This window comes from Psychrobacter urativorans (genome assembly GCF_904846675.1).
In the GTDB taxonomy this organism is placed as follows: domain Bacteria; phylum Pseudomonadota; class Gammaproteobacteria; order Pseudomonadales; family Moraxellaceae; genus Psychrobacter; species Psychrobacter urativorans_B.
Genome location: NZ_CAJHBT010000007.1, coordinates 1 through 21,060, shown reverse-complemented (window position 1 = coordinate 21,060; position 21,060 = coordinate 1). Strand labels below are relative to the sequence as shown.

Below are 21,060 nucleotides of genomic sequence, written 5' to 3'. Positions count from 1 at the left end.
ATATATCTGATACAGATCAACAAATATCAGCTGTCTTTACACAGCTGACTTGAACTCTTGTCATTAGTGCCTTTACCAAAAAAGTTACAAAACTCCCCATTTTGAATATTGGCCACATCAACTTGCTCGACGAGCATTTTATTAGGAACATTATTATCGGTCATACATTTAGACACACTATCAGCACTATCAATTGCTGCCGACGCGTCTTTTTGAAAGCACTCTTGAATATTCTTAGTCTTGGCATTGCCATAAGAAGGCAACACTGAGGTTGAGTAAATCTCGAAGGTATGCATTTTTGTCGTTTTGGCTTCAGTATCTGAGCCTAAGGTCATATGCCCAAAAGCTCTAGCGCCAGCAGCTTTACTGACGTTTTTGACCATCACTTGGGTCATGGTGGTATTTCGGGCGCTGGTATAGTCGCCGGTGGCTTCAGGGTCACAGTAGCCTTCGTTATTACTAACAAGCATACCAGTATTACGACGTATCACGGCATTGTCTATATTAAAGAAGCCCGCGCGTGGACGATAACAGAAGTCAATAATGTCTTCGTTCGCACTGTCATTGAGAATATAATATCCAAAAATGCCGGTAAAGCTCATAATTTGTTTATGTTCCTCACTGATAGGATCACCGTTGACCGACATCTCAATCTTATTATTGACACTATCTGACGATTGCAATAGCACAGTATTGATCTGATCACTGGTCGCAAGCTTTAAATCGGTCGTGCTATTACGTACCGCAATAACCCCAACGAGCATAATCAATACTAAAAACAGCAATACCACAATCAATACCGCGCCGCGCTGATCGGATGCTACTGAAGGATGCGCGTGAGGTCTATTGATATTCATGGCTAACTACCTTTATTAATATGCATCAGCAACAAATGCGAAATTGGTCATACTCACTCTAATGACGACTGTTTATAGCTTATGTGACGCTAGTTTCAATGATATTCATGATACGGGCATTACGCAATAATATATTAGATTCATAAACACGGCGTAGATATTTAGGCGCATCATCTTGTTCTTTTAACTCCTGTTCAGTGCCAAACATATCAAATTCATTAGGACTCGCATCTGGGCTGTTAGCCGTACTTCTGGCCAATATGGCAATCCTGATATTGGTAATAGAGGGCTTTGTACCTGTTAGCGACATATAATCTGATACCGTCATATCTGCATAAGTTAATATACCGCTGGTGTCATCAGTTTGCTGAACGCCTAAGCGAATATTAAACTGATCTATGTTTTCGATAATGGTGGTGCCACTACCCATAAAATCTTTGAGCACACCATCGTTTGTTATACGGCCAGCGTCACAGTTAAGATTGAGGTTTTTTCTGGCTTTATTTTTGCCAGTCTTAACACTACTTTCCTTTATAAAGTAGCGGGTAATCACATGTGCGTCGGGCTCAATATCTTTACCTTCACAGTCGTAAAGCGTGCGACCTGTGGTATTGATATATTGAATGGTCAGCTGATCACTTGGCTGGTCGGTATTACTTAGACCACTATTTTCGGAGCTTGTATTATAACTGCGAGTCAAGTAGCTCGCACCCAAACTACCTTTTACCATAACATTAAACAATTCTGACGAGCTTGATGCGGCTACTCTTTGAAAGTCTGCTCTTTGAAAGTCTGCTCTTTGAAAGCTTGCTCTTTGAAAGTCTGCTCTTTGAAAGTTTCTAGCATTGTAAGAGCTTTTATTCCCTATTTGTGCGGCTTCTTCTCTTTTCTTAGCGGCTTCTTCTCTTTTCTTAGCTGCCTCTGCCCTCTTCTCTTCCAATTCTGCTATTTTATCAGCTACTTCTGCTTGTTTTTTCCGAACTTCTTTTTGTGTTCCTTCTTTTTCTTTTTCTCTAACTTCTTTTTCTTTTTCTCTAACTTCTTTTTCTTTTTCTAGAACTTCCTTATCTTTTTCTTTCGCTTTTTTTTCTAACTTCTTCGCATCTCCTTCTAACTTTTTCTTTTTTTCCTTATCTGCTTCACTAATGTTGCCATTGCCATCGCCTTCACCATCGCCTTCACCATCGCCTTCACCATCGCCTTCACCATCACCATCACCATCGCCATCGCCTTCACCATCGCCATCGCCAGCGCCACCACCATCGCCATCGCCACTGACGTATTCACCGGCAGTCAGTACAATGCCGCCCAAAGCAGTGCTATCGTTAATAGCTACCCCGTTATTACCCAGATTGGCCAGCCGTATTTGCTGCTCAATAGACTGTAGTCCAAATACCGCTTTGTCCTGAATCTCAGAGCCTGCTGTCTGGATACGATCCACACGCTGACTGGTCAAAAACACTTGCATAACGGCAGCCGATATTAGCAGACCCAATACCAGTGATATCATCATCTCGATAAGGGTGAAGCCATACTGGTCTATGAGGTCCTGCGGGATGTTATCTTTCATTAGTACGCCTCCACGATGACACAAGTGCTGCCACTGTTATAGATGCCATCAGTATTGGCACAAGCATCAGTGCTTGCACTCATTTCTGGCAGTGTGTCACCCCAAGCAGCAATGACGCATTTAATTTTAGAAAATTCTGGAATACTCTCATTACTAGGACATTTGTCCATTTTTATTTTAATGTCATACTCATTCAATTTAGCCACTGCATTATTTGATTCTTTTACCGCAAATTGTGCAGAAGTGCAGCTGTTACTTAACGATTGACAGCTGTCAACAGCCGTGGTGCTTGAATCAGCAGCATTAACAGCATCCTTGTAAGTATCGAGCTCGCCGGCATTGGCACGCATGTTTTCTGCCAGACCGCGCACGACGCTCAGTGCTTGCGTACGCACTAAGCTCTCGTCGGTGGCGCTTATCGCCCGCAGCTGTAAAGCGCTAAAACCCAATACGGCAACCGATAATAGTAAGACCGCGACCAGCACTTCTACCAGTCCGACACCGCGTTGTTTGAACCGATACATTAGCACTTCCCTCCAAGCTGACTGGTGATATTCGCTACGGCACTGACCATGATTTGCCTAGGGCTGGCGACGCTATTGCTATCGCAAATAGTGTAAATTTTCTCATCAGCAGTTTTGTTGGGTTTAAAATCTATCTTGCTATTAGCCGCACTTATTATGCTTTTAGTATCATACTGATAAGTCGCAACTACGCTTGATTCTGGGTCGGTGATACTAATAGTGCCCGGAGTCATACTACTGTTTTTATAGGTCAACGACATTACTTGCCGGCGAATCACGCTTTCAACTTTGGCTTCTTTTAGCGCATTATTCAGGGTAGCTGTCGTTGATTTTACTCGCTGGTTGGCAAGCTGAGTGCTGATATTGGGGGCGGCGATACTCACGATGATCGCGAGAACGGCGATAGTCACCATCAGCTCAATCAGGGTAAATCCTGAGCTGCTCGCAAGTTGCGGGTATGACGAACTATTTATAGATGCGTTCACATCACTATCCTATTGCTGACTACTGCCAATTTTACATGAGAGAAATAAAGGCCTTTATCACTATTACCATTCATAAATAAAACATTTGTCTCTAAACAATTTATTACTAATATAATAGTAATAGCATGCAATTTTCATTCCATTATATTTATATAATTATGTATATTTTCAGCGTGCAAGCTATTAAATATAGGAACCTAGTTGAGAAATATGTTTAAAATTATTTAAAAGTCTTCTTTAAAGGCTGCTGACTTAAAGAGCTCACCATCAAAACGATCTAGTATTTTTCAATATACAAAAAATTGTGCTTAAACTCGGAACGTCAGCCCCATCATGACGTGAGGATATTTAAGATAGGGTCATGGTTATTTTAGACGAGTACTACTTATGATAAGAGCTGCCATGCGCAAGGGCGTAGGCAGTAATCTGATAAGAATTAGCGCTGGAAGTATGCGCGTTGGGACCGATGGGAGATTGGCTGGTGACAGCGCTTTCCATCACGGATTGAGGGAGCAGCGTACGTGCCAACGCTTGCAGACTGGCGCCAGTAGTAGCCACATCATCGAATAATAATAACCGTTTGACCGGCGGTGGCTCGGTAAGGGTAAAGGCATTATCAAGATTAGTAAGGCGTTCAGCACGACTCAAACCTTGTTGACTGACCGTATTGTCAATACGCTGTATTCCATACCATAGTGGAATTTGCCAGTGCTGCGATAAATAAGCGGATAGAACGGTCACAGGATCGAAGCCACGCCTCATTAACCGACTGGAGGTGGTAGGCATGGGAACAATAACGCTGTTGGCGGCATGACAGCTCTGAGGACGGGGTAATTGACGCACGGCATGTACCAGTAGTGGCAGCCTGGTCATATCTTCATGGTGCTTAAAGGCGCGAATGGCTTGCCGGATAGGATAGTCATAATAGCTCGCCGCTTGAATAGATAGCGATGACCCTGCGGCTATATCAACTATAAAAGGCGTGGGTAGCCACATGATAAGATCATGACAGCGCGAACATAACAGCCCCTTATTTAAACGTCTACTTACTGATGACAGCAGACCCTTAGCCGGCAGATCGACCCGATTTGTAGATGATGCCGACCGTTGCTGCTCACTGCGGTAGATACGGCAGAGCTGACAGCAATTATTAAAATACTCTGCCAACCATAAGCCGCTTTGATAAGGGGCTAAACGCTGCATGTGCTACGTACCATAAATAACCACCATAAACAGCTGTCATGAGCGACTACCATAAAAGATGCCTCAGCTTAAAACCCTTTCCAATCATTGAGCACTATCCCAACACCAATCGCTGTATTCTCGTAGTTATAGTCAATAATAGACTCGCCATAACCTTGGAACAGTTGTACATAGCCATTGACATTTTTCGTCAATGGATAGACATAGTCAATTTGCGCGGCGCCTCTATTGGTCTTAGTGTTATAGCGCAAGGTACCACTTAGGCTCTTCTGATTGGGTAGATCATAAAGGAAAGTTACATCGCCATGACCCATAAAGTCTTCAATATCTGGATTGTCATCCTGATCCTCATTTTCATTTTTTATTCGCGTCCATATACGCGGTACAATCGAGAACTTGCCCCATTCAGCACCGCCCATCAGATAAGCACGATTCCATGAGCGCGATACAGGATCTGACTTACCATTTGAATGGTGTATTGCCCCTGCCCCTAGCATTCGCAGGCGTCCACCAAACGGTAGGTTGGCCGTGACGGGCTGCGTTATGAAAACCTCCGGCTGATAGTCAGTAGCCCGAAATGGCCGTGAATTGTCCTCATTATAAGACTGCCAATGCGACTGCTGAGTATAACCAAACCACATATCGGCGCTAGTACCAAATAAATCCTCAGCAACTTTGGTCTTGAAAGATAACTGGAATTTTAGCTCCGTATTACGTATTTCATTAGAAGTAAAAGACTCTTTTTCTTGCGACGGTGTCTCTGGACTCAAGTTAGGGTCAACCGTATAAAATAAAGGGAGTATATAGTTAGGGTTATGGGGTCTTACTGTCCACGTACCGCGCTCACTGTTTTTGTCCAAATCATAGGTTAGACTTAGCGGTGTATATTTTTCGATATCCGTTTGCGTGACACCGACATCTTCTAACACTTGTGCTTCTCTCTCAGTCAGTCCAATCGTGTCTAGGCTATCGTTAGATACCGACTGGTTAGACGCTGACTGATTAGTAAGTAGTCCAGCAGTATCGGCATCTTCTTCTGCAAGTATGACTTGTGGCTTGCCTGTTACCGTAGTTTTGAAGGTCTTTGCTATATCTAACGGTTGTTTTGTCATGGTATAGCTTGGTATCGTACCTTGCTGGGCCACTTGATCAAAGCAGGCCAAACGCGCGGCACTACTTTGTACTTGGGTACATTCAACAAACAGCTTCGCCTTCATTGTCACAAAATCTGTATCGGTCAGTTTACTATCATCAACCGTTACTTTGGCGGGTTGTAAACGCTTATAAACCACTTTTGGCGAGTTATCAGTAGCGCCTACGCTAATATTTTCTACTGGTAGCTCATTATATACTGGGTTATTATTGGCGGCTTGTACTTGCACACTACCACCAATTAGCACTAGTCCAATAGCAAGGCTTAGGGAAGTAGGAACACCTTGGTAGGGAACGCTTTGACGCAATGAGAGAATATGAGCAAACATAGATGTCCTTTATCTTACCGGCATTGCAGCCAGCAGAGTATCTTGGGTAACTGAGGCAATAATTGATGTAACCGTTGACTTAAACGTTAATATAAAAATTAACAGACATACAGGTATTAAAAGCAGCAATAGCCAATTAGTATCGCTGCTCTATAAATGTTACTTTATTGTAATGAAAATACACGTCCGTTACTAGTAATGATTGAGCATTCAATCGTAACGCACACCGCCACTTTCAATCCAGCCACCTTGATGACGGGCGGCTGGATCATGGTGCGTCCAGTGTACTAGTCCACCTTTATTATTATAAACGTACTCACCATAAAAGCTCAACGCTGTACCCCGCGACACGTCAGCAACCCGTGGGGCTAAATCAATATTATGCACCAATAATAAGGTCTGCTTGGGGCTGACTCCATCGAGCTCAATGAGTATTTTTTGGTGGCGGCTGCCTTTATTATCATCGGGCAAGGCTTTAATAATAGTACCGCAACCCTTAACCTGCCTGTCTGATTGCTTTGATTTAAAAGCCTTTACTACCAAGTCATTTTGACAGCTATGAGCAGTAACGCTCGTTGCTATTGTTTGATCGGCTGGCGCATCAGCCACGCCTTCAATATAGGTGGGTGCAATATCAGAAAATGCATCGTCAGCCGCAGATAACGACCCGTTTGGTTGGCAACCACTTAGCAAAACTATAGCGGCAAGTAAGCTTGTTGTTAAGTATCGAGCCTGCTTTACAAACGCGTTTGAGCTTTCAAAAATATTCATAATAATAAGGGTAATCTTCTTTAAGGCGTTATAGAGAGGGTTGGGTAAAAATAAACGAGCCAGCAACTGTTATATAACAGCGCTGACTCGTTGATAAGACTTAAAGTTATTAAGGCGTTTTAATTTTGCGTTATTTATTCAGCGCCGTCAATGTCTGTTCAAACTCTTCACGGCCGATTTCACCGACTTGTTTATTGACCAGTTGACCGTCTTGATAATAGAGCAACGTTGGTGGCCCGAATAACTTATAACGGGCTAAGATGGCTTTAGAATCGGCAGTAGTGTCTGTAATATCTAAACGCACCAACTGCCAGCCTTGCATTTGTGCAGGACGATTATGGAATAAGTTCTTGTCCATAATACGGCACTCAACACACCAATCGGCTGTTAAATCAACCAGCACTTTAGGATTTGCAGCGGTAATAGCATCCAGCTCTGCTAGCGTAGTGATCTTCTCATCAGATACATTATTGACATTCGTAGCCTGACCGCCCATAGATTGTCCACCTATAGACTGAATAGACATTGGGGCGGCACTTAATGATGCTAACGGATGCAGACTGTCATCATTGCCCAATGCTGCACCAATAATTAGGGTAGCGGCCCAAATACCAGCCACTAGACCAAGTGCTTGAGTTAGCATCCGGCCTTTGCCCAACCAGCTCCATGCCCACGTCGCCACAACCATAAACCATAGCGCCCATACCAATAACATGACCGGCGATATAAAGACACGCTCAATCAATAATAAGGCCACAGCAAACAGCAATAACGCAAAGCCTTGCTTGACCCAGTTCATCCACTCGCCAGCTTTGGGCATGATACTACCTTGGGTGGCACCGATTAAAATAAGTGGCGCTGATAAACCAAAGCCCAGCATAAATAATGCCGCAAAACCCAATAGCGGACTACCGATGGTCGAGACTGCAAGCAGTGCTCCAAATAATGGTGCAGAGACGCAAGGTGACACAACTAACGCGGATAAGAACCCAGCTGCCAAGCTGCCACCTGCGCTACCCATTTTACTATCACCGGCTTGGCTTAAGCCTTGCATCTTACTGGTAATAAAACGCGGTAAGCGGATGGAAAATACACCGAGCATATAAAGCGCTAATAATACAAAAATTATAGCAAAGCTAATCAAGATAATTGGGTTTTGTAGCCAGCCGATAATACCTAATGACTCACCGAATACCGCAATCACTGCCCCCAGAATACCGTAAGCAATAGATACCCCTATCGCGTAACTGGTGGTTAAAATGACGCCTTTTTTGACCGTTGGATTTTGTTGATGGGCGACAATATTGGCAACGATAGGCAGCATCGGGAGCACACAAGGGGTAAATGCCAGTCCCAAACCTGCTAAGAATAATAAAACCAATGCCAGCCAAGGATGCTTGGCTAAGCCAAACGGATCGCTCTCCTCCAGATTGTTAGCAGCAACATCACCATTAGTAACATTAGCAGCATTAGTACTTATCACACTGCTGTCTGCACCAGAAATCGTATTGGTAGCACTTATATCGGTACTTTCTGAATCAGTGCTTTCTGAATCCTTGCTATCTAAAGAGCCGTCACCTACTAAAGTACCGTCAGAATCACTGCCCTGTTGCAGCGGTTGCTCAGCATCGGTAGTCGTATCAGCACCAGTTATTGTGTTTACGGCATTGTCAGCAGTATTGGTGTTTTTTTGTTCAGAGTTAGCAGTGGCTGTTGCTTTTGCAGCATCTGTTTTTGAATTGCTACTGGCATTGGTATTACTAGCAGCATTAACAGGCGCTGTCGCTGCTTTTTGCGGAGTAGCTGCAATATTAACCGTAGTTTTAATCTTTTCAGGTGGATAACAGAGGCCAGCCTTTGCACAGCCCTGCCAGCCAATAACCACGGCACCATTGCTGACACTTTTGCCACTACTAGTGCTCAGAGTCGTGGTCGCTACCATATTTGCTTGATCGAATACCGGTACACGTCCAAAGGTTGGATCATCAATTGAGACTGGCGACTGACTAAACGTAAACGGCGCGGCGCTCACCCCAGCAGGCAAATCTAATTTGATGCGGTCTTTATAGACATAATGTTCAGGCGTGATATCAAAGTTAATCGATAAACGCGTGCCATTGGCGACAGCTTTTGTCGTACTGCCGACCTGAAAGGCTTGATCTACGGGTAAAAACTTCTTTTGCGCGCCGCTTTGATCACTGCTAAATAAATCACCCAAACCGGCCGCTTGAGTCGTCATTGTCGTGGCAGTCAGTCCTGTAACCAGCGAGGTGCTGGCTACTGCCAGCGCCAAGAGATAGGACTTTTTGGAGTTGGTTTTTGTGGTTAACGATGATTTTTTTGTCGGCGTCTTTATAGACATGAAGGGCTACCTTTTATTACTAACATTTAAACAGACTTGCTAATGCAACAGGCTCATCTAGGGTCGGCGTTATATCTGTACCTTTATGATGCTTATACTTTTTGTACTTTTTATTACGGCCTACTCAATAACTATTTACGGGTTGCCGCAACGTTAACCGTGGTTTTAATTTTTTCGGGCGGGTAACAGAGTCCTGCTTTAGCACAACCTTGCCAGCCAATAACGACTGCTGCATTTTTTATAGGCTTGCCATTCGTAGATGTCAAAGTTGTGGTTGCTACCACATTTCTTTGAGTAAATACGGGCACTTTACCAAAAGTTGGATCATTAATTGAAACCGGAGACTGACTAAAAGTAAAAGGCGTAGCTCTCACACCTTTAGGAAAACTTAAAGTAAGCTGGTCTTTGTAAACATAATGACCTGGAGTTATATCGAAATTGATCGAAAAGCGGGTACCTGTAGACGTAGCTTTACTACTGCTACTCACTTGAAAGGCTTGATCGACTGATAAAAACTTCGATGCGCTGCTTTGGCTATTACCAAACAAGTCATTCAAACCAGCGGCTTGCCCTGTCATTGAGGTTGCCATCAGTCCTGTAAATAACGAGATACTGGCTAAGGCAAGTGCAAAGATATGAGACTTTTTAGAGGTCGATTTGCTTGTCAATTTATTTGATGCTGATAGAGTTAATGGTGTCTTAATGGACATAAATGGCTACCTTGTTGTTATTAACTTATTATTAACGTTTACACAGACTCAGCTGCTAATGGGTTTATTAATACGGCAAACTTACCTAACAACAGTGTTACAGCTTTCTTTCTATTTAAATTTATTTTTGTATTATGACTTTATATCAGAGCTTTTTTATGATGTTTATTACTTAGCATTCAATAGGTTTTTTATACCAAGCGTTCATAAAGGGTACTGAGCGTTCATAAAAAATATCAACCAATAAGGCCTTATTGGTTGATATTTATAAACTAGTTGATGGCAGCTTGATTAATGGAGGTGGAAATAAATATTTGAACACTCATCCTTTATGCATCCAGCTACCGGTAACCTGTTTGATAGCCCTATTACTATTAGTCATTAAACATAGCACTATAGCTGAGCATAGATATCAGCGTCTTGACCCTCGCCACCTTGCTGACCATCAGCCCCAAGCGAAAATAAATCATAAAGCTGACCTTCGCTACCAGGGGCAACATACTGCATCTCGTTCTCCCAACCATCCGTTGGGTAGCCCCCTTTAATATAGCCACCTTCAGGATAATTTTTAGCATCAGTAGGCGGCGTGGTTAGAGCGTCTAACCCTTGTGCCGTGGTCGGATAACGCGAATTATCAATCTTATACATATCTAGCGCGTTAGAGACTGTTGCTAGCGCGGTCTCCGTCGTTTTTACTCGGGCTTTATCGCTTTGTCCCACCACTTTGGGTACCACCAAACCAGCAAGAATAGCCAAAATAACAATCACTACCATAATCTCAATCAAGGTAAAGCCGGACTGTTTGCGCCCGTATATTGGCCTTTGGTGACTATCAGTTAATGGCTTCAGGGCTGTACGCTGTATAGGGTACGGACTCATCATATCTGCTCGGGCTTTAATGTTCATAATCTTAGCATTCATAGTCATAGGGAGGTCGTCACTGTTAGGTGTTAGTGCTAAATATAGATGTTTAAACCTAGATACTTAGACATGGATACTTGAATATAGACATCAGGGTTAAATAATAATTACTATAGACCATGGTTTTATATTTATCCACCATTGCCCGTAGATTATTACACGGTGATTATCGGTCTATATATATTTAAACAAGCTTCTTCACCTAATCTTTAATAGCCCCTACATAACTTTTTACAAAACCTTCTATAGACACTGACATAATCTCGGTTAGCCCTTAGTGCTCTAGTTTAATCGCAGCGTACTACCCTATTGTTGTCACTTTATTACCAATTGGTCATTAAGGAATAATAAAGTTGCGCAAACAGGGTTAATGCTAGCAGGCGCTTGCATCCAAGAACACTCTTAGTAGCGGATACTATATCCCAACTATTAGATAGCTGATAGTAAAATCAGCAGTTCGACATCAACATACAACAGTAAGTAAAACTTAAAAAACCTAAAAATAGGTTAAGTTTTAGTAATGGATTAGAGTTAATGATAAAGTGAGTTTAACGGACAAAAAATGAGAGGGAAACTTGAAAAATAAAGACTGGGGAAGGCTTCAGTGACAATATAAACATTTGAGCCGTATTGAACATTAGAAAATTAAAACTAACTCGCCAAATCATTCATATTAACAATTGGTAGCATCACTGCCATTACAATAATCATTACCACCACGCCCATCAATACCAGCATTAAGGGCTCTAACAATGACAGCAAGGTACTGATAAAGTTAGTCGCCTCCGCTTCTTGCATGGTGGCAGCACGGGTAAGCATACTTTCAAGCTCACCAGAGTTCTCGCCACTTTTAATCATTTGTACCATCATTGGTGGAAAATAGCGTGATTTATCGAGCTGACTGGACAAACTTGCGCCTTCGGTAACCCTATCGGCCGCATGAATGATGGTTTGCTTGATGCGTAGATTGGTGGTGACCGCTGCACCGATATGTAACGCTTCAATTAATGGAACGCCTGAGCGCACCAATATCGCAAGGGTGCTGGCAAAGCGTGCGGCATTAAGACCTTTAGAGAGGCGCGCGAGTATTGGTAATCTGAGTACAATGCTATCAATCGTAAACTTGCCGGCCTGCGTTTGTGCAAAGCGGTAGAATAAAAACGCAATACCTGCCAATACCAGCAGCATTAACCACCACCACTGGGTAATCATGTTTGATAAGGCTAGCACCACTTGGGTAATCAGCGGTAGCGCCTGCTCAGACTGCTCAAACACCTTAACAATCTTCGGCACCACAAAGCTCATCAGCCCCATAATAACCGCCACTGCCATCACCATTAGTACAATAGGATAGACCATTGCCCCTTGGATTTTTTTTTGTAGCGCAAAGCGATTTTCGGTGTAATCAGCCAGCTGATTGAGGATTAAATCTAAATGCCCCGACTTTTCACCAGCAGCAATAGTGGCGATATACAGTGGCGGAAAGCTGGTGGCTTGTTGTAAGGCACGCGCTAAACTCAAGCCTTCTAACACATGCGAGCGCACGGCAAGCATCAAGGACTTAATGTGGGTTTTTGGCGACTGTTTGGCGACTGCCGCCAGCGTTTCCTCAAGCGGAATGCCCGCGGCGAGTAGTACAGAAAGCTGACGGGTTAATAATGCCAGCTCGTACGCAGAAGGTTTTTTGTAGCGGCTGTTATGCTGACTTTGTCTAGCATTAGTGGCATTGACCGCGCTGACCTCAACTGGCGTCCAGCGTTTATCACGCAGCTGCTGGCGCACTTGCCGTGCAGAATCACCCTCTAACAGCCCTTTTTTAACCGCACCTTGGTCATCAAGTGCTTTATAATGATAAGCGGGCATAGCGTTAGATATCCTAGGGCGACAATTCGTATAAACACAAGCTCAGCATTATAAACGTAAAAATATCATATTAAAAAATTAGCAAGATTAAAACAGCGGCGTTGAGTCATTACTCTCCGGCATCATCCCTTGTAACAGCAAAACATCCAAATGCTGTTGCTGTAATTTTTTATCGAAGTCGTTGACCTCAGTGATAAGCATTCTTTCGATACGCTTATCAGACGCATAGACACTTAGACGGGCACAGATAACAGCCAACTGATAGATGCGCTTTTTACAATAACCATCAAGACCTTGTAGCAAGCGCACCATATGCGGCGTTTCAAGACTGGCGTAGTCATAACCATCAACTACTTGTTCGCCAAGCGCGGTGACGCCATAGCTGATAGACAAGTGCGCGCAGAAGTAACAGCTGAATAAATAGCCGACCACATGACCAATATAATATCCGCGATCATAGGTAAAGCTACTGACTCCAAAATGGCCAAGCACATAGCTGTTGAGACTGGCTTGGTCAGATATCGGCTTGGAGTGTTTCAACTTACCAACCGTAGGTAAGCGTAGTGGATTGTGGCCATCTTGAACCGTAAGTTGCCAGCCTGCTGGCTGCTGGGCCGGCATATGATGCACAATATCACCGATAATATCATCGACCACATGCAGCTGCTGCCATAACCGCTCTAGAGCTTCGGTATCGAGCAAGCCGCGTTTATCGAGCTGCTCTGCGAGCAGATACTGCTGATATTCCACAAACTGCGGTTTTAGCGTTTGCACTAAATAAGTCGGTCGCGTAGCAGCAGTCGCCATATATAATAACCGCGTACGCTCATGCTGCACGCGATACAGTTCCACGCGTTGGGTCGCAACACTCATCTCACTGGTATCGTTAATAGAAGGTAACTCAGAAGTAGGAGACTCAGCAACCGGTAAAACGAATAACGCTAATAGCTCAGATTTCTCCAGCATCTTTGGCAAGCTAGTTTTAGAGTTATCATCATTCTGTTGTCGCTCAGAATTAGGCCGTTTGGACTGCTGTTGTTTAGAAGAGTTAGTTTGACTGCCGGTAACATCTCCGGCGGACGCAAGCGAGTCTTGTGTGCTACTCGGCTTGGCATTTGATGTAAAGGTCGGTTGGGTCATAGCATACCATCACCAGTAAAAAATAAATGTCGTTCCAGTTATTTAATTAATGTTTAATTAACATTTAACTGACGGGCACAGTAGGCGGATAAAACAGACGGCTGTGCTCATACGACTTACTGCTCTATAGTACCTGAACCCACTCTGATTGTCAGCTTTGCTACTGCTAAAATATGGCTATCAGCAAGCCTTTATTGAACGCGTGTCTTTTTTTGATACTGCTGCCGGTAGGCTTTTGGCGACACTCCATGGACACGCTTGAACGCTTGGCTAAAGGTAGAGTCTGACGCATAGCCCACCAGTTCACTGATACGGCTAATACTGTTTTGTTGTAAGCGCAAATAACGCGCTGCCAGACGCAAACGGTAATCTATCAAATAGGTCAGGGGCGGCACACCCACAATGTCTTTAAAGCGTTGCGCGAAGCTTGAGCGCGACATGCCTGCCACTTCAGCCAATTTATGAATCGTCCAGTTGTAATTTGGCTTATCGTGCATCACTGCCAGCGCCTTTGCTAAATAGGGATCCTTCAATGCCTGTAGCCAGTTGTCTGTCGCATCCGGCAAGCTTTCAATATAAGTACGCAGACACTCAATCATCATGATACTTGCCCAATGATTAATCACCGCCGTCTTACCCATACGCTCGTATTCAGACTCTAGCGCTAGCAGCTTGATCACCACATCAATGAACTCAGAACGACTTTCGGGTAACGCCTGAATTTCAGGCAAAATTGACGGCAACACGGATAACAGTGGCCGAATCATCTCTTTATCATATTGGCATTCGATCAATATCAAGCACGAGTTTGACTCGCCTATGTCATCATCGTCATTAAGCGTAATCGCATGTTCTTTACAATTAAGCAGCTTGTCATCTAGGGCTTTGGCATTGTCACTATTATAGTCTGTAGCATAAGACACATGCTGATAGGTATTAGGAATCATAATCATATCACCGGCATGCGCTTGGCGTAAGCTGCCGTTCACATTAATACAAAAGCTACCCGATACCACTACATAGAATAAAAGAGTATCCCTTCGAGTGATTGAATATGACCAATTACCCGAGCCTTGTAGACAATAATATTTTGTTTCACATAAATGCACGTTTTCTAATAACATGCTAAGTGCATCCATAAATTCCATCCTTAATAACTTATGGCGAGTTAGCCAAACGTAGCAAAGTAAACCACCTAATAGACATTACACAAGACAAATCGCTTCTCGTGGACTACGGGGGAGAATATGCGTACGCTAAACATATCCTAACCTTAGATTACTGAAAGCAAAAGGGGTTCATATCTTATAAACATATATGACATTAACTATACTCGGGTCAATCATCCTATTTTATTAAACACTATCATTTTTAATCCATAAATTATTTAAAATAACTAATAATCTATTTAAAGATAATTAATAAAATTTAGTGTACGCTAAAGAATTTGTCTATATATGACTAAATAAAATTTAGAATGCGTCAGACATTCTAATAGAGCTTAGTAAAAAGAGTATAAATAAATAAGAATACTAGAGACTAGCAAGAGATTTAATTGCTTGGAGTGTGTATATAAAGAGTAGACGATAAAGTCAAAATTTAGGCATAAAAAAACGCCAGAAATGGCGAGAGGTTTTTTAAGATAAGAATTCTTTTAATATAAGAGGTTATAAAGATATATATAAAGGATTATACAGAATAAAATATGGGGCGACTGATGGGACTCGAACCCACGACAACCGAGATCACAACCCGGGGCTCTACCAACTGAGCTACAACCGCCATAACTGTTGCCTATGAAAGGCAAGTTTTGCAGGCTAAATGGTGCGCCTGGCAGGGCTCGAACCTGCGACCACCTACTTAGAAGGCAGGTGCTCTATCCTGCTGAGCTACAGGCGCTCTTATAGGACATTTCATATATTTTGGTAAGTTAATAACAAGATAAACTAAACCATTATACATAAAAAAAAGCCTGTAAGGCTTTTGAAATAGATGGTCGGAGTGATAGGATTCGAACCTACGACCCTCTGGTCCCAAACCAGATGCGCTACCAAACTGCGCCACACTCCGATGTATTCTATTATCACGATAACTTGTTAATTAATCAATTTTTGCATTGCTGCTAGATGATTAACTTCCTTGCTATCGAGGTGCATATATTAAGAGATAAAGCATGTTGTGTCAACACTTATTTTTAATATATTTGCACTTTCTTTGAAAAACCACGCTAAATGAGGAGGTTTAGCTGATTGTTATATTTAACGAGTAAAATACCAGTTATCAGCTACCTCGCCTTTCGCGATTTGGCTTATCTTAACATTGTTAAACCCTTCATCCTATAATTTTATTACTATTTAGCAGGCAGACTATTTATTGACCCCGTCAGCACATTGAAAGGCATCAACCACAACCCCGCATGCTGATTGTGCTTATTGTCGTAATGATGTTCTATCTGTTTAAGCATGACAGGTTGACGCGTACTGCCAGCCACCGGATAGATTAGCCATACTTGCTCTGCTTGATAGGCTTGCGCGTAACTGGTCAACTGGTAGGCATCACTGGCGCTGATCGCAGCTGCATTTGATAAGTGCTTCCATTTAATATCAATGACATGGCTGACAGCTTTGTTTTTAGATTTAGGATTCTCCGCATCCAGCTGATAAACCAACAAATCCGGCTGGATAGACAGACAAGTCTGCCCAGCTTCATCGCGTAGCCAAATATCACGCGGTTGACACAAAGTCTGATATAACGGCTGGGAGTTTTCATCACGCTGATCAAATAGCGCAGTAATTCGCTGACTTGCCCACTGCTCAAAAGCTTGATTCATATTAATTAGTAAGCATAGCCGCAGCTGCGCGGGACTTGCTATGGGCACTTGAGTGTTCAGTCCATTACCAGAACTAACGCTCGCTTGTTGCCCTTGCAATAGCCAATAAGCGACATCTACCAGTTGCTGAGCGCTTTGCAACTGCTGCCGCGTTAACGGCTGCGTGCGTAGCTGACGTTTTGCAACTAAATACAATGGTGTTAATTGCTGCAACTCATGATGACTCAGTGCTGTCACCTGCTGCCACGCTAGCAGTGATTTGGAAACTAAAGGCGTAGGCAATAATGGCTCTAGTAACGGCTTAATTAATAATAAAGCACTTTTAATAAAGCGATTATTAAGCATATCTTTACTCAGCGTACTGACTTCACTGATAAACTTATGCGGCTGATGATGATTACGGCGCAGTTGCTCTTTGACCAGCAGCTTGCCCTGTAGCATCGATTGATTGTGGACCTGAGTCTGATAATGACTACTAGGCTGATAACTGGCCAATAGCTGCAAGAATTGCTCGACTAGCCACTGTGATAATGGCGGGGTTTGCTTGGATAAGGGTATTAAGTCTGGGCTGAGCTGGCCTAGATTTTGAGTATGTGGCAGCTTGCTATTATTATCGCTAAAGCCGCTGGTCAAATCTGACAGCATTTGCTGTACCCATTGGCGTGTTAGCGATATATCATCGTGTTGGTATGGTCTATGGTTTTGATTACTAGCAATAGCTTTGGGTAATATCTCAAGGGTCATGCTACTTGGTAGAATAATAATGCCAATATAATGCCCGACTTTTAGCTGCCACTGGCCACGCTGGCGCTTAATGCTAAAGACTGCAAACTCTTGCGCCACCAACCAAGCAAAGTCGGTAGCGTAGATGAAGTCATTTACCGTCAAGCGTTGATGCTCAAATACAGTGATAATTGAATCTTTAAGCGTGCTCATTGTTATATTATTAACCGAGTTCTTTAACTTATTATTTAGCATGTAATCTATTGCTTCACACTCTTATCAATACAAGCGCTGATATATGGCAGGCTGCGCGAATTCACCAATCTTAGCGATTAAATTCGGGTTAATCACGTAACCACTGCTGCTCATTGCTTGACCTAACAATGCATTTTGACTGTTAAACATTTGATGTTGATTCTGATTTTGATTAAGTTCGGCTTGAGCCTCCTGAATGAACTGCGCGCTAAGGGGCTGCGCTTCATCATTAAATAAATATTGCAAGAGTTGCACATTGCCGCCAGCAGCCTGTGCCAATTGGGGAATAATTTGTTCAATCAACGCCGTCTGTAATTGTACTAAATTGCGCACCGAAAATAAAAATGCATGTCCCAATTGTGCCTCTTGTCCTAAGCTTTGGATGATACGATTATTTAAGCCGGTTAACAGCTTTGCCAAATCTATAGTTGTTGTCGTATCACTTTTTATTTGTCCACTTTTTTCTTGACTACTTCCTGTTTGTCCGATTCCTGCTCGACCGCTTTTTATTTTTTCGAACACATTAATTATTGATAATAATTCAGGTTGCGGTGGACAATCAATAAAGCGAAAACGCCGGCGCAAGGCCATATCCAGTGGCGCTAAAGAATGGTCTTGGGTGTTCATAGTGGCATAAATATCGACGTTGGCAGGAACGCTAAATGGTCGCCCAGAATAAGCCAAATCCACCTGCATTGCCTGCGCTTGCCCACTACGCTTATCCGGCTCAATCAAGCTTAGCAGCTCACCAAATACTCTCGACACGTTAGCACGGTTAATCTCATCAATCAGCATTGCATAACGCTGCTCAGGGTCGCGGGCGGCACGCTGGCATAGCTGTAAGAACGCGCCATCTTGAATATCGTAGCGCATCTGACCATTTTGACTGCCTTGCCCTGTCGTGCTTAGCACTGGCCTGATACCTTCAACAAACTCCTCATAGCCATAGGCTTGATGAAAGCTAACCATACTAAAACGCTGCTTACTAAAACGCTGATTGTGTAGCGGTTTATCATTTATAGGCTGATTATCGCGCTGTGCTTGCCGGAACTCTGCCAGCTGCTCTGACAACTCTGCCAGTAACTCATAACTTGATGGTAATAAATACCACGCCCCGCTCTCATCTTTATCAAAATAAGCTTGGCCGGTGCGTTTACTATAAGCCACCGTTGAGGACTCTATCGGACTGTGCATCTGTAACACAGACCATGCGGTATTACTTAAATTTTTATCGCGCTCATTGTGTACCGCTTTTGCCATAAAAAATTCATGGGCTAAAATTTCGGGCACCTTTGCTAAATCCTGTTGCTCAGCTTGTAAGTCTAACAATATCAAGCACACCACTTCACGCCAGTTTAAGTTGTATACCAATTGCTTTAGCAGCGCATCCTTGTCCACTACAGGTAAATAATCGGTATAATTTTTAGCGATTTGTAGTAGCTGGTAAGTTTTACCCGTGCCCGCGATACCCGTATAAATAATATTGGTAGGGGAGTTGGCGGTAAAGTCAGGCATAGTGGGGTTTGGTATAGTAAGGTCTGGCATAAGGCAACTCAGCATTAAAAGCGCTTGATAAATAGGCGACTATTTACCAAATAATAATTAAAAAGACTAAAAAATCAATAACAATGAAATACTAAAAAGAGCATAAAACAGGCCGTAAAATAAGAGGGAAAAGTCAGTCAAACTATAGTCACCGCACTTTTGGTTACGTTACTGCTATTTTAGGGTAGTGGTAGTTTGTGATTATAATAGAAGGACAATAGCGGTTAATGCTAGCATGACTTAATAGTTTGTCATCGTTAAATGCACAATGATGCTAATAAATATTATAATAATCATGTGATTAGTATTAAATAATGATTATATTGTCTAAACAGCCCAACTTGAGGAATCTCGTATGTCAGGATTATTAAAAAAAATACCCACCAAGCTGCCTGCTAAATTGCCAGCCAAGATATCTGACGCCATGATTCCCCAAAAGGACGCGCCAAGCAGCACACTTAAGGCCGTAAACAATCAATTTACCAAGTTATTATCAGTCACTAAATACTTACCTACTGGCGCACGCTCAGCGATTTTATCCAAAGCTTTTGGCAAGGTTGTACCCTATGTTGGTACCACCGGCGTCTATTACGAAACCGTAGAACCTAATAAAGTAGTGGTCAGCTTGAACAATAACAAAGCGGTACAAAACCACATTGGCTCTATTCATGCGGTTGCTGTTACCCTACTTGCTGAGACCGCAACCGGCTTTATATTAGGCTTAAACTTGCCTTCTGATCGGGTACTTTTGGTTAAATCTTACTCGGTCGATTTTTATCGCCCGCTCAAAAAAGGTCAAGTCGCGGCGATAGCTACCTTATCTGATGAGCAGCGTTTAGATATTTTAAATACCCCTAAAGGTGAAATGGTCATCCCTTGTATTATCGATGACCGCGAGTCTGGTAGCGAGCGTCAGCCTATCACTATTGAGATGATATGGGCATGGATACCCAAATCTGAGCTAGAAGCGCGCCGGCAAGGTAAAGAGAACAACAAAGATAACAATCAAAGTAAAGAGAGCAACCAAAATCAAGCCGCTGAAACAGCAGGTACTGATGCGGTTATTGAGGCCGAAACAAACAAAACCAATTCTTAAAAAAACTAAACCTTAGCATAACAACCAAGCCGTTGACGCAAATTAGCTAACAATTTACGTCAGCAATAATGCGACACCTTATGCGTCATATAAAATGCACGAATCATAAAATACTTTTTAATAACCTTTAATAAAAATATGGAAAGCACTATGTCTACTCATACTAAAAATCTTACCGCCACTTTATCATCCGTTTTGTTGGCAGGCGCCTGCTCCTTGGCATTGTCGATGAGCGCTACGGCAGCTCCGGTTGCGGCGCATACCGCAGTCAGTAAATCGGCACCTATTTTTTATGGTGATGGCGGTGAATATCCCTTCTCTAATGCGGTACGCGTTGGCGATACCTTATATATGTCAGGACAAATTGGCTTTAAAGACGACAAATTAGTCAAAGGCGGTATCAAAGCTGAAACCAAGCAAGCATTGGATAATATCCAAACCATCTTATTGCAGTACGGTTATAAAAAGTCAGACATCATCAAATGTAGTGCTATGCTCACTGATATGGACGACTTTGGCGACTTTAACAAAGTCTATCAGACCGAGCTGGCTAAACCGTATCCAGTACGCTCGGCCTTTGGGGTTGCAGAATTAGCAGCCGGTGCTAGCGTTGAAGTTGAATGTATCGCTGCTAAATAATTGGATAGACTAGGGTCTGTATAGAATTAGGGAATAGTTGAAAAAAATAAGCAACGCCTTAAACTCTTGTTTACCACAACAAAGA

Annotated in this window: 17 protein-coding genes and 3 tRNA genes; 2 read left to right on the top strand and 18 right to left on the bottom strand. The window is 42.9% G+C overall.

All coding sequences use genetic code 11. The annotated features are described in order from the left end of the window. Positions 1–26: 26 nt before the first annotated feature. The 18 genes from JMY06_RS05070 to JMY06_RS04985 all read right to left on the bottom strand — a co-directional run bounded on the left by JMY06_RS05070 (position 27) and on the right by JMY06_RS04985 (position 19,240). On the bottom strand, positions 27–857 hold the full coding sequence (locus JMY06_RS05070; RefSeq protein WP_201616795.1) for a PilX N-terminal domain-containing pilus assembly protein: 831 nt from the start codon (positions 855–857) through the stop codon (positions 27–29). A 79-nt stretch (positions 858–936) separates the two neighbouring features. Beyond that, positions 937–2,427, bottom strand: a complete 1,491-nt coding sequence (locus JMY06_RS05065) for a PilW family protein (protein ID WP_201616793.1) — start codon at positions 2,425–2,427, stop codon at positions 937–939. After that, on the bottom strand, positions 2,427–2,951 hold the full coding sequence (pilV, locus tag JMY06_RS05060; RefSeq protein WP_201616791.1) for a type IV pilus modification protein PilV: 525 nt from the start codon (positions 2,949–2,951) through the stop codon (positions 2,427–2,429). Before pilV ends, JMY06_RS05065 begins: the two co-directional genes overlap by 1 nt. Beyond that, on the bottom strand, positions 2,951–3,436 hold the full coding sequence (locus tag JMY06_RS05055) for a Tfp pilus assembly protein FimT/FimU (protein WP_227672178.1): 486 nt from the start codon (positions 3,434–3,436) through the stop codon (positions 2,951–2,953). The genes pilV and JMY06_RS05055 overlap by 1 nt, the downstream gene beginning before the upstream one ends. 381 nt (positions 3,437–3,817) lie before the next feature. After that, positions 3,818–4,639, bottom strand: coding sequence for a ComF family protein (locus JMY06_RS05050; RefSeq protein WP_227672177.1), 822 nt, complete (start codon positions 4,637–4,639; stop codon positions 3,818–3,820). Positions 4,640–4,707: 68 nt separating this feature from the next. Beyond that, complete coding sequence (locus JMY06_RS05045) at positions 4,708–6,120, bottom strand: phospholipase A (protein ID WP_201616789.1); 1,413 nt, start codon at positions 6,118–6,120, stop codon at positions 4,708–4,710. Positions 6,121–6,330: 210 nt separating this feature from the next. After that, complete coding sequence (locus tag JMY06_RS05040) at positions 6,331–6,891, bottom strand: DUF3465 domain-containing protein (protein ID WP_201616788.1); 561 nt, start codon at positions 6,889–6,891, stop codon at positions 6,331–6,333. A gap of 130 nt (positions 6,892–7,021) precedes the next feature. Continuing rightward, a complete protein-coding gene (locus JMY06_RS05035) occupies positions 7,022–9,253 on the bottom strand; it encodes a protein-disulfide reductase DsbD domain-containing protein (protein ID WP_201616786.1) in 2,232 nt (743 codons plus the stop codon). Positions 9,254–9,384: 131 nt separating this feature from the next. Further along, positions 9,385–9,963 carry a protein-disulfide reductase DsbD N-terminal domain-containing protein gene (locus tag JMY06_RS05030; protein WP_201616784.1) on the bottom strand — a complete coding sequence of 193 codons (579 nt, stop codon included), beginning with the start codon at positions 9,961–9,963 and terminating at the stop codon, positions 9,385–9,387. Positions 9,964–10,356: 393 nt separating this feature from the next. Next, positions 10,357–10,869, bottom strand: a complete 513-nt coding sequence (gene gspG / locus JMY06_RS05025; protein WP_320157848.1) for a type II secretion system major pseudopilin GspG — start codon at positions 10,867–10,869, stop codon at positions 10,357–10,359. A gap of 666 nt (positions 10,870–11,535) precedes the next feature. Beyond that, positions 11,536–12,747: a type II secretion system inner membrane protein GspF gene (gene gspF, locus JMY06_RS05020; RefSeq protein WP_201616782.1), complete on the bottom strand. Its 1,212-nt coding sequence runs from the start codon at positions 12,745–12,747 to the stop codon at positions 11,536–11,538. A gap of 87 nt (positions 12,748–12,834) precedes the next feature. Further along, positions 12,835–13,887, bottom strand: coding sequence for a hypothetical protein (locus JMY06_RS05015; RefSeq protein ID WP_201616780.1), 1,053 nt, complete (start codon positions 13,885–13,887; stop codon positions 12,835–12,837). Positions 13,888–14,078: 191 nt separating this feature from the next. Further along, a complete protein-coding gene (locus JMY06_RS05010; RefSeq protein WP_201616778.1) occupies positions 14,079–15,026 on the bottom strand; it encodes an AraC family transcriptional regulator in 948 nt (315 codons plus the stop codon). A gap of 567 nt (positions 15,027–15,593) precedes the next feature. After that, a tRNA-His gene (locus tag JMY06_RS05005) sits at positions 15,594–15,669 on the bottom strand. A gap of 40 nt (positions 15,670–15,709) precedes the next feature. Next, positions 15,710–15,786, bottom strand: a tRNA-Arg gene (locus tag JMY06_RS05000). 94 nt (positions 15,787–15,880) lie between these two features. Beyond that, positions 15,881–15,957: transfer RNA gene (locus tag JMY06_RS04995), tRNA-Pro, on the bottom strand. A gap of 280 nt (positions 15,958–16,237) precedes the next feature. Continuing rightward, entirely contained in the window at positions 16,238–17,653 is a 1,416-nt protein-coding gene (locus JMY06_RS04990; RefSeq protein WP_227672176.1) for an McrC family protein, read from the bottom strand. A 66-nt stretch (positions 17,654–17,719) separates the two neighbouring features. After that, positions 17,720–19,240, bottom strand: a complete 1,521-nt coding sequence (locus JMY06_RS04985; RefSeq protein ID WP_227672175.1) for an McrB family protein — start codon at positions 19,238–19,240, stop codon at positions 17,720–17,722. Between the two features lie 355 nt (positions 19,241–19,595). Between JMY06_RS04985 and JMY06_RS04980 the strand changes: the two genes are divergently transcribed. Next, positions 19,596–20,336: a DUF4442 domain-containing protein gene (locus JMY06_RS04980; RefSeq protein ID WP_201529230.1), complete on the top strand. Its 741-nt coding sequence runs from the start codon at positions 19,596–19,598 to the stop codon at positions 20,334–20,336. A 150-nt stretch (positions 20,337–20,486) separates the two neighbouring features. Further along, positions 20,487–20,975 (top strand): RidA family protein, encoded by a 489-nt coding sequence (locus tag JMY06_RS04975; protein WP_201529232.1) that lies wholly within the window; start codon positions 20,487–20,489, stop codon positions 20,973–20,975. The last annotated feature ends 85 nt before the right edge of the window (positions 20,976–21,060 follow it).

Excerpts from the sequence above, each read along its gene's own strand:
- JMY06_RS05070 (WP_201616795.1), bottom strand. The coding sequence starts at position 857 with ATGAATATCAATAGACCTCACGCGCATCCTTCAGTAGCATCCGATCAG.
- JMY06_RS05065 (WP_201616793.1), bottom strand. The coding sequence starts at position 2,427 with ATGAAAGATAACATCCCGCAGGACCTCATAGACCAGTATGGCTTCACC.
- pilV (WP_201616791.1), bottom strand. The coding sequence starts at position 2,951 with ATGTATCGGTTCAAACAACGCGGTGTCGGACTGGTAGAAGTGCTGGTC.
- JMY06_RS05050 (WP_227672177.1), bottom strand. The coding sequence starts at position 4,639 with ATGCAGCGTTTAGCCCCTTATCAAAGCGGCTTATGGTTGGCAGAGTAT.
- JMY06_RS05045 (WP_201616789.1), bottom strand. The coding sequence starts at position 6,120 with ATGTTTGCTCATATTCTCTCATTGCGTCAAAGCGTTCCCTACCAAGGT.
- JMY06_RS05040 (WP_201616788.1), bottom strand. The coding sequence starts at position 6,891 with ATGAATATTTTTGAAAGCTCAAACGCGTTTGTAAAGCAGGCTCGATAC.
- JMY06_RS05035 (WP_201616786.1), bottom strand. The coding sequence starts at position 9,253 with ATGTCTATAAAGACGCCGACAAAAAAATCATCGTTAACCACAAAAACC.
- JMY06_RS05030 (WP_201616784.1), bottom strand. The coding sequence starts at position 9,963 with ATGTCCATTAAGACACCATTAACTCTATCAGCATCAAATAAATTGACA.
- gspG (WP_320157848.1), bottom strand. The coding sequence starts at position 10,869 with ATGAACATTAAAGCCCGAGCAGATATGATGAGTCCGTACCCTATACAG.
- gspF (WP_201616782.1), bottom strand. The coding sequence starts at position 12,747 with ATGCCCGCTTATCATTATAAAGCACTTGATGACCAAGGTGCGGTTAAA.
- JMY06_RS05015 (WP_201616780.1), bottom strand. The coding sequence starts at position 13,887 with ATGACCCAACCGACCTTTACATCAAATGCCAAGCCGAGTAGCACACAA.
- JMY06_RS05010 (WP_201616778.1), bottom strand. The coding sequence starts at position 15,026 with ATGGATGCACTTAGCATGTTATTAGAAAACGTGCATTTATGTGAAACA.
- JMY06_RS04990 (WP_227672176.1), bottom strand. The coding sequence starts at position 17,653 with ATGAGCACGCTTAAAGATTCAATTATCACTGTATTTGAGCATCAACGC.
- JMY06_RS04985 (WP_227672175.1), bottom strand. The coding sequence starts at position 19,240 with ATGCCAGACCTTACTATACCAAACCCCACTATGCCTGACTTTACCGCC.
- JMY06_RS04980 (WP_201529230.1), top strand. The coding sequence starts at position 19,596 with ATGTCAGGATTATTAAAAAAAATACCCACCAAGCTGCCTGCTAAATTG.
- JMY06_RS04975 (WP_201529232.1), top strand. The coding sequence starts at position 20,487 with ATGTCTACTCATACTAAAAATCTTACCGCCACTTTATCATCCGTTTTG.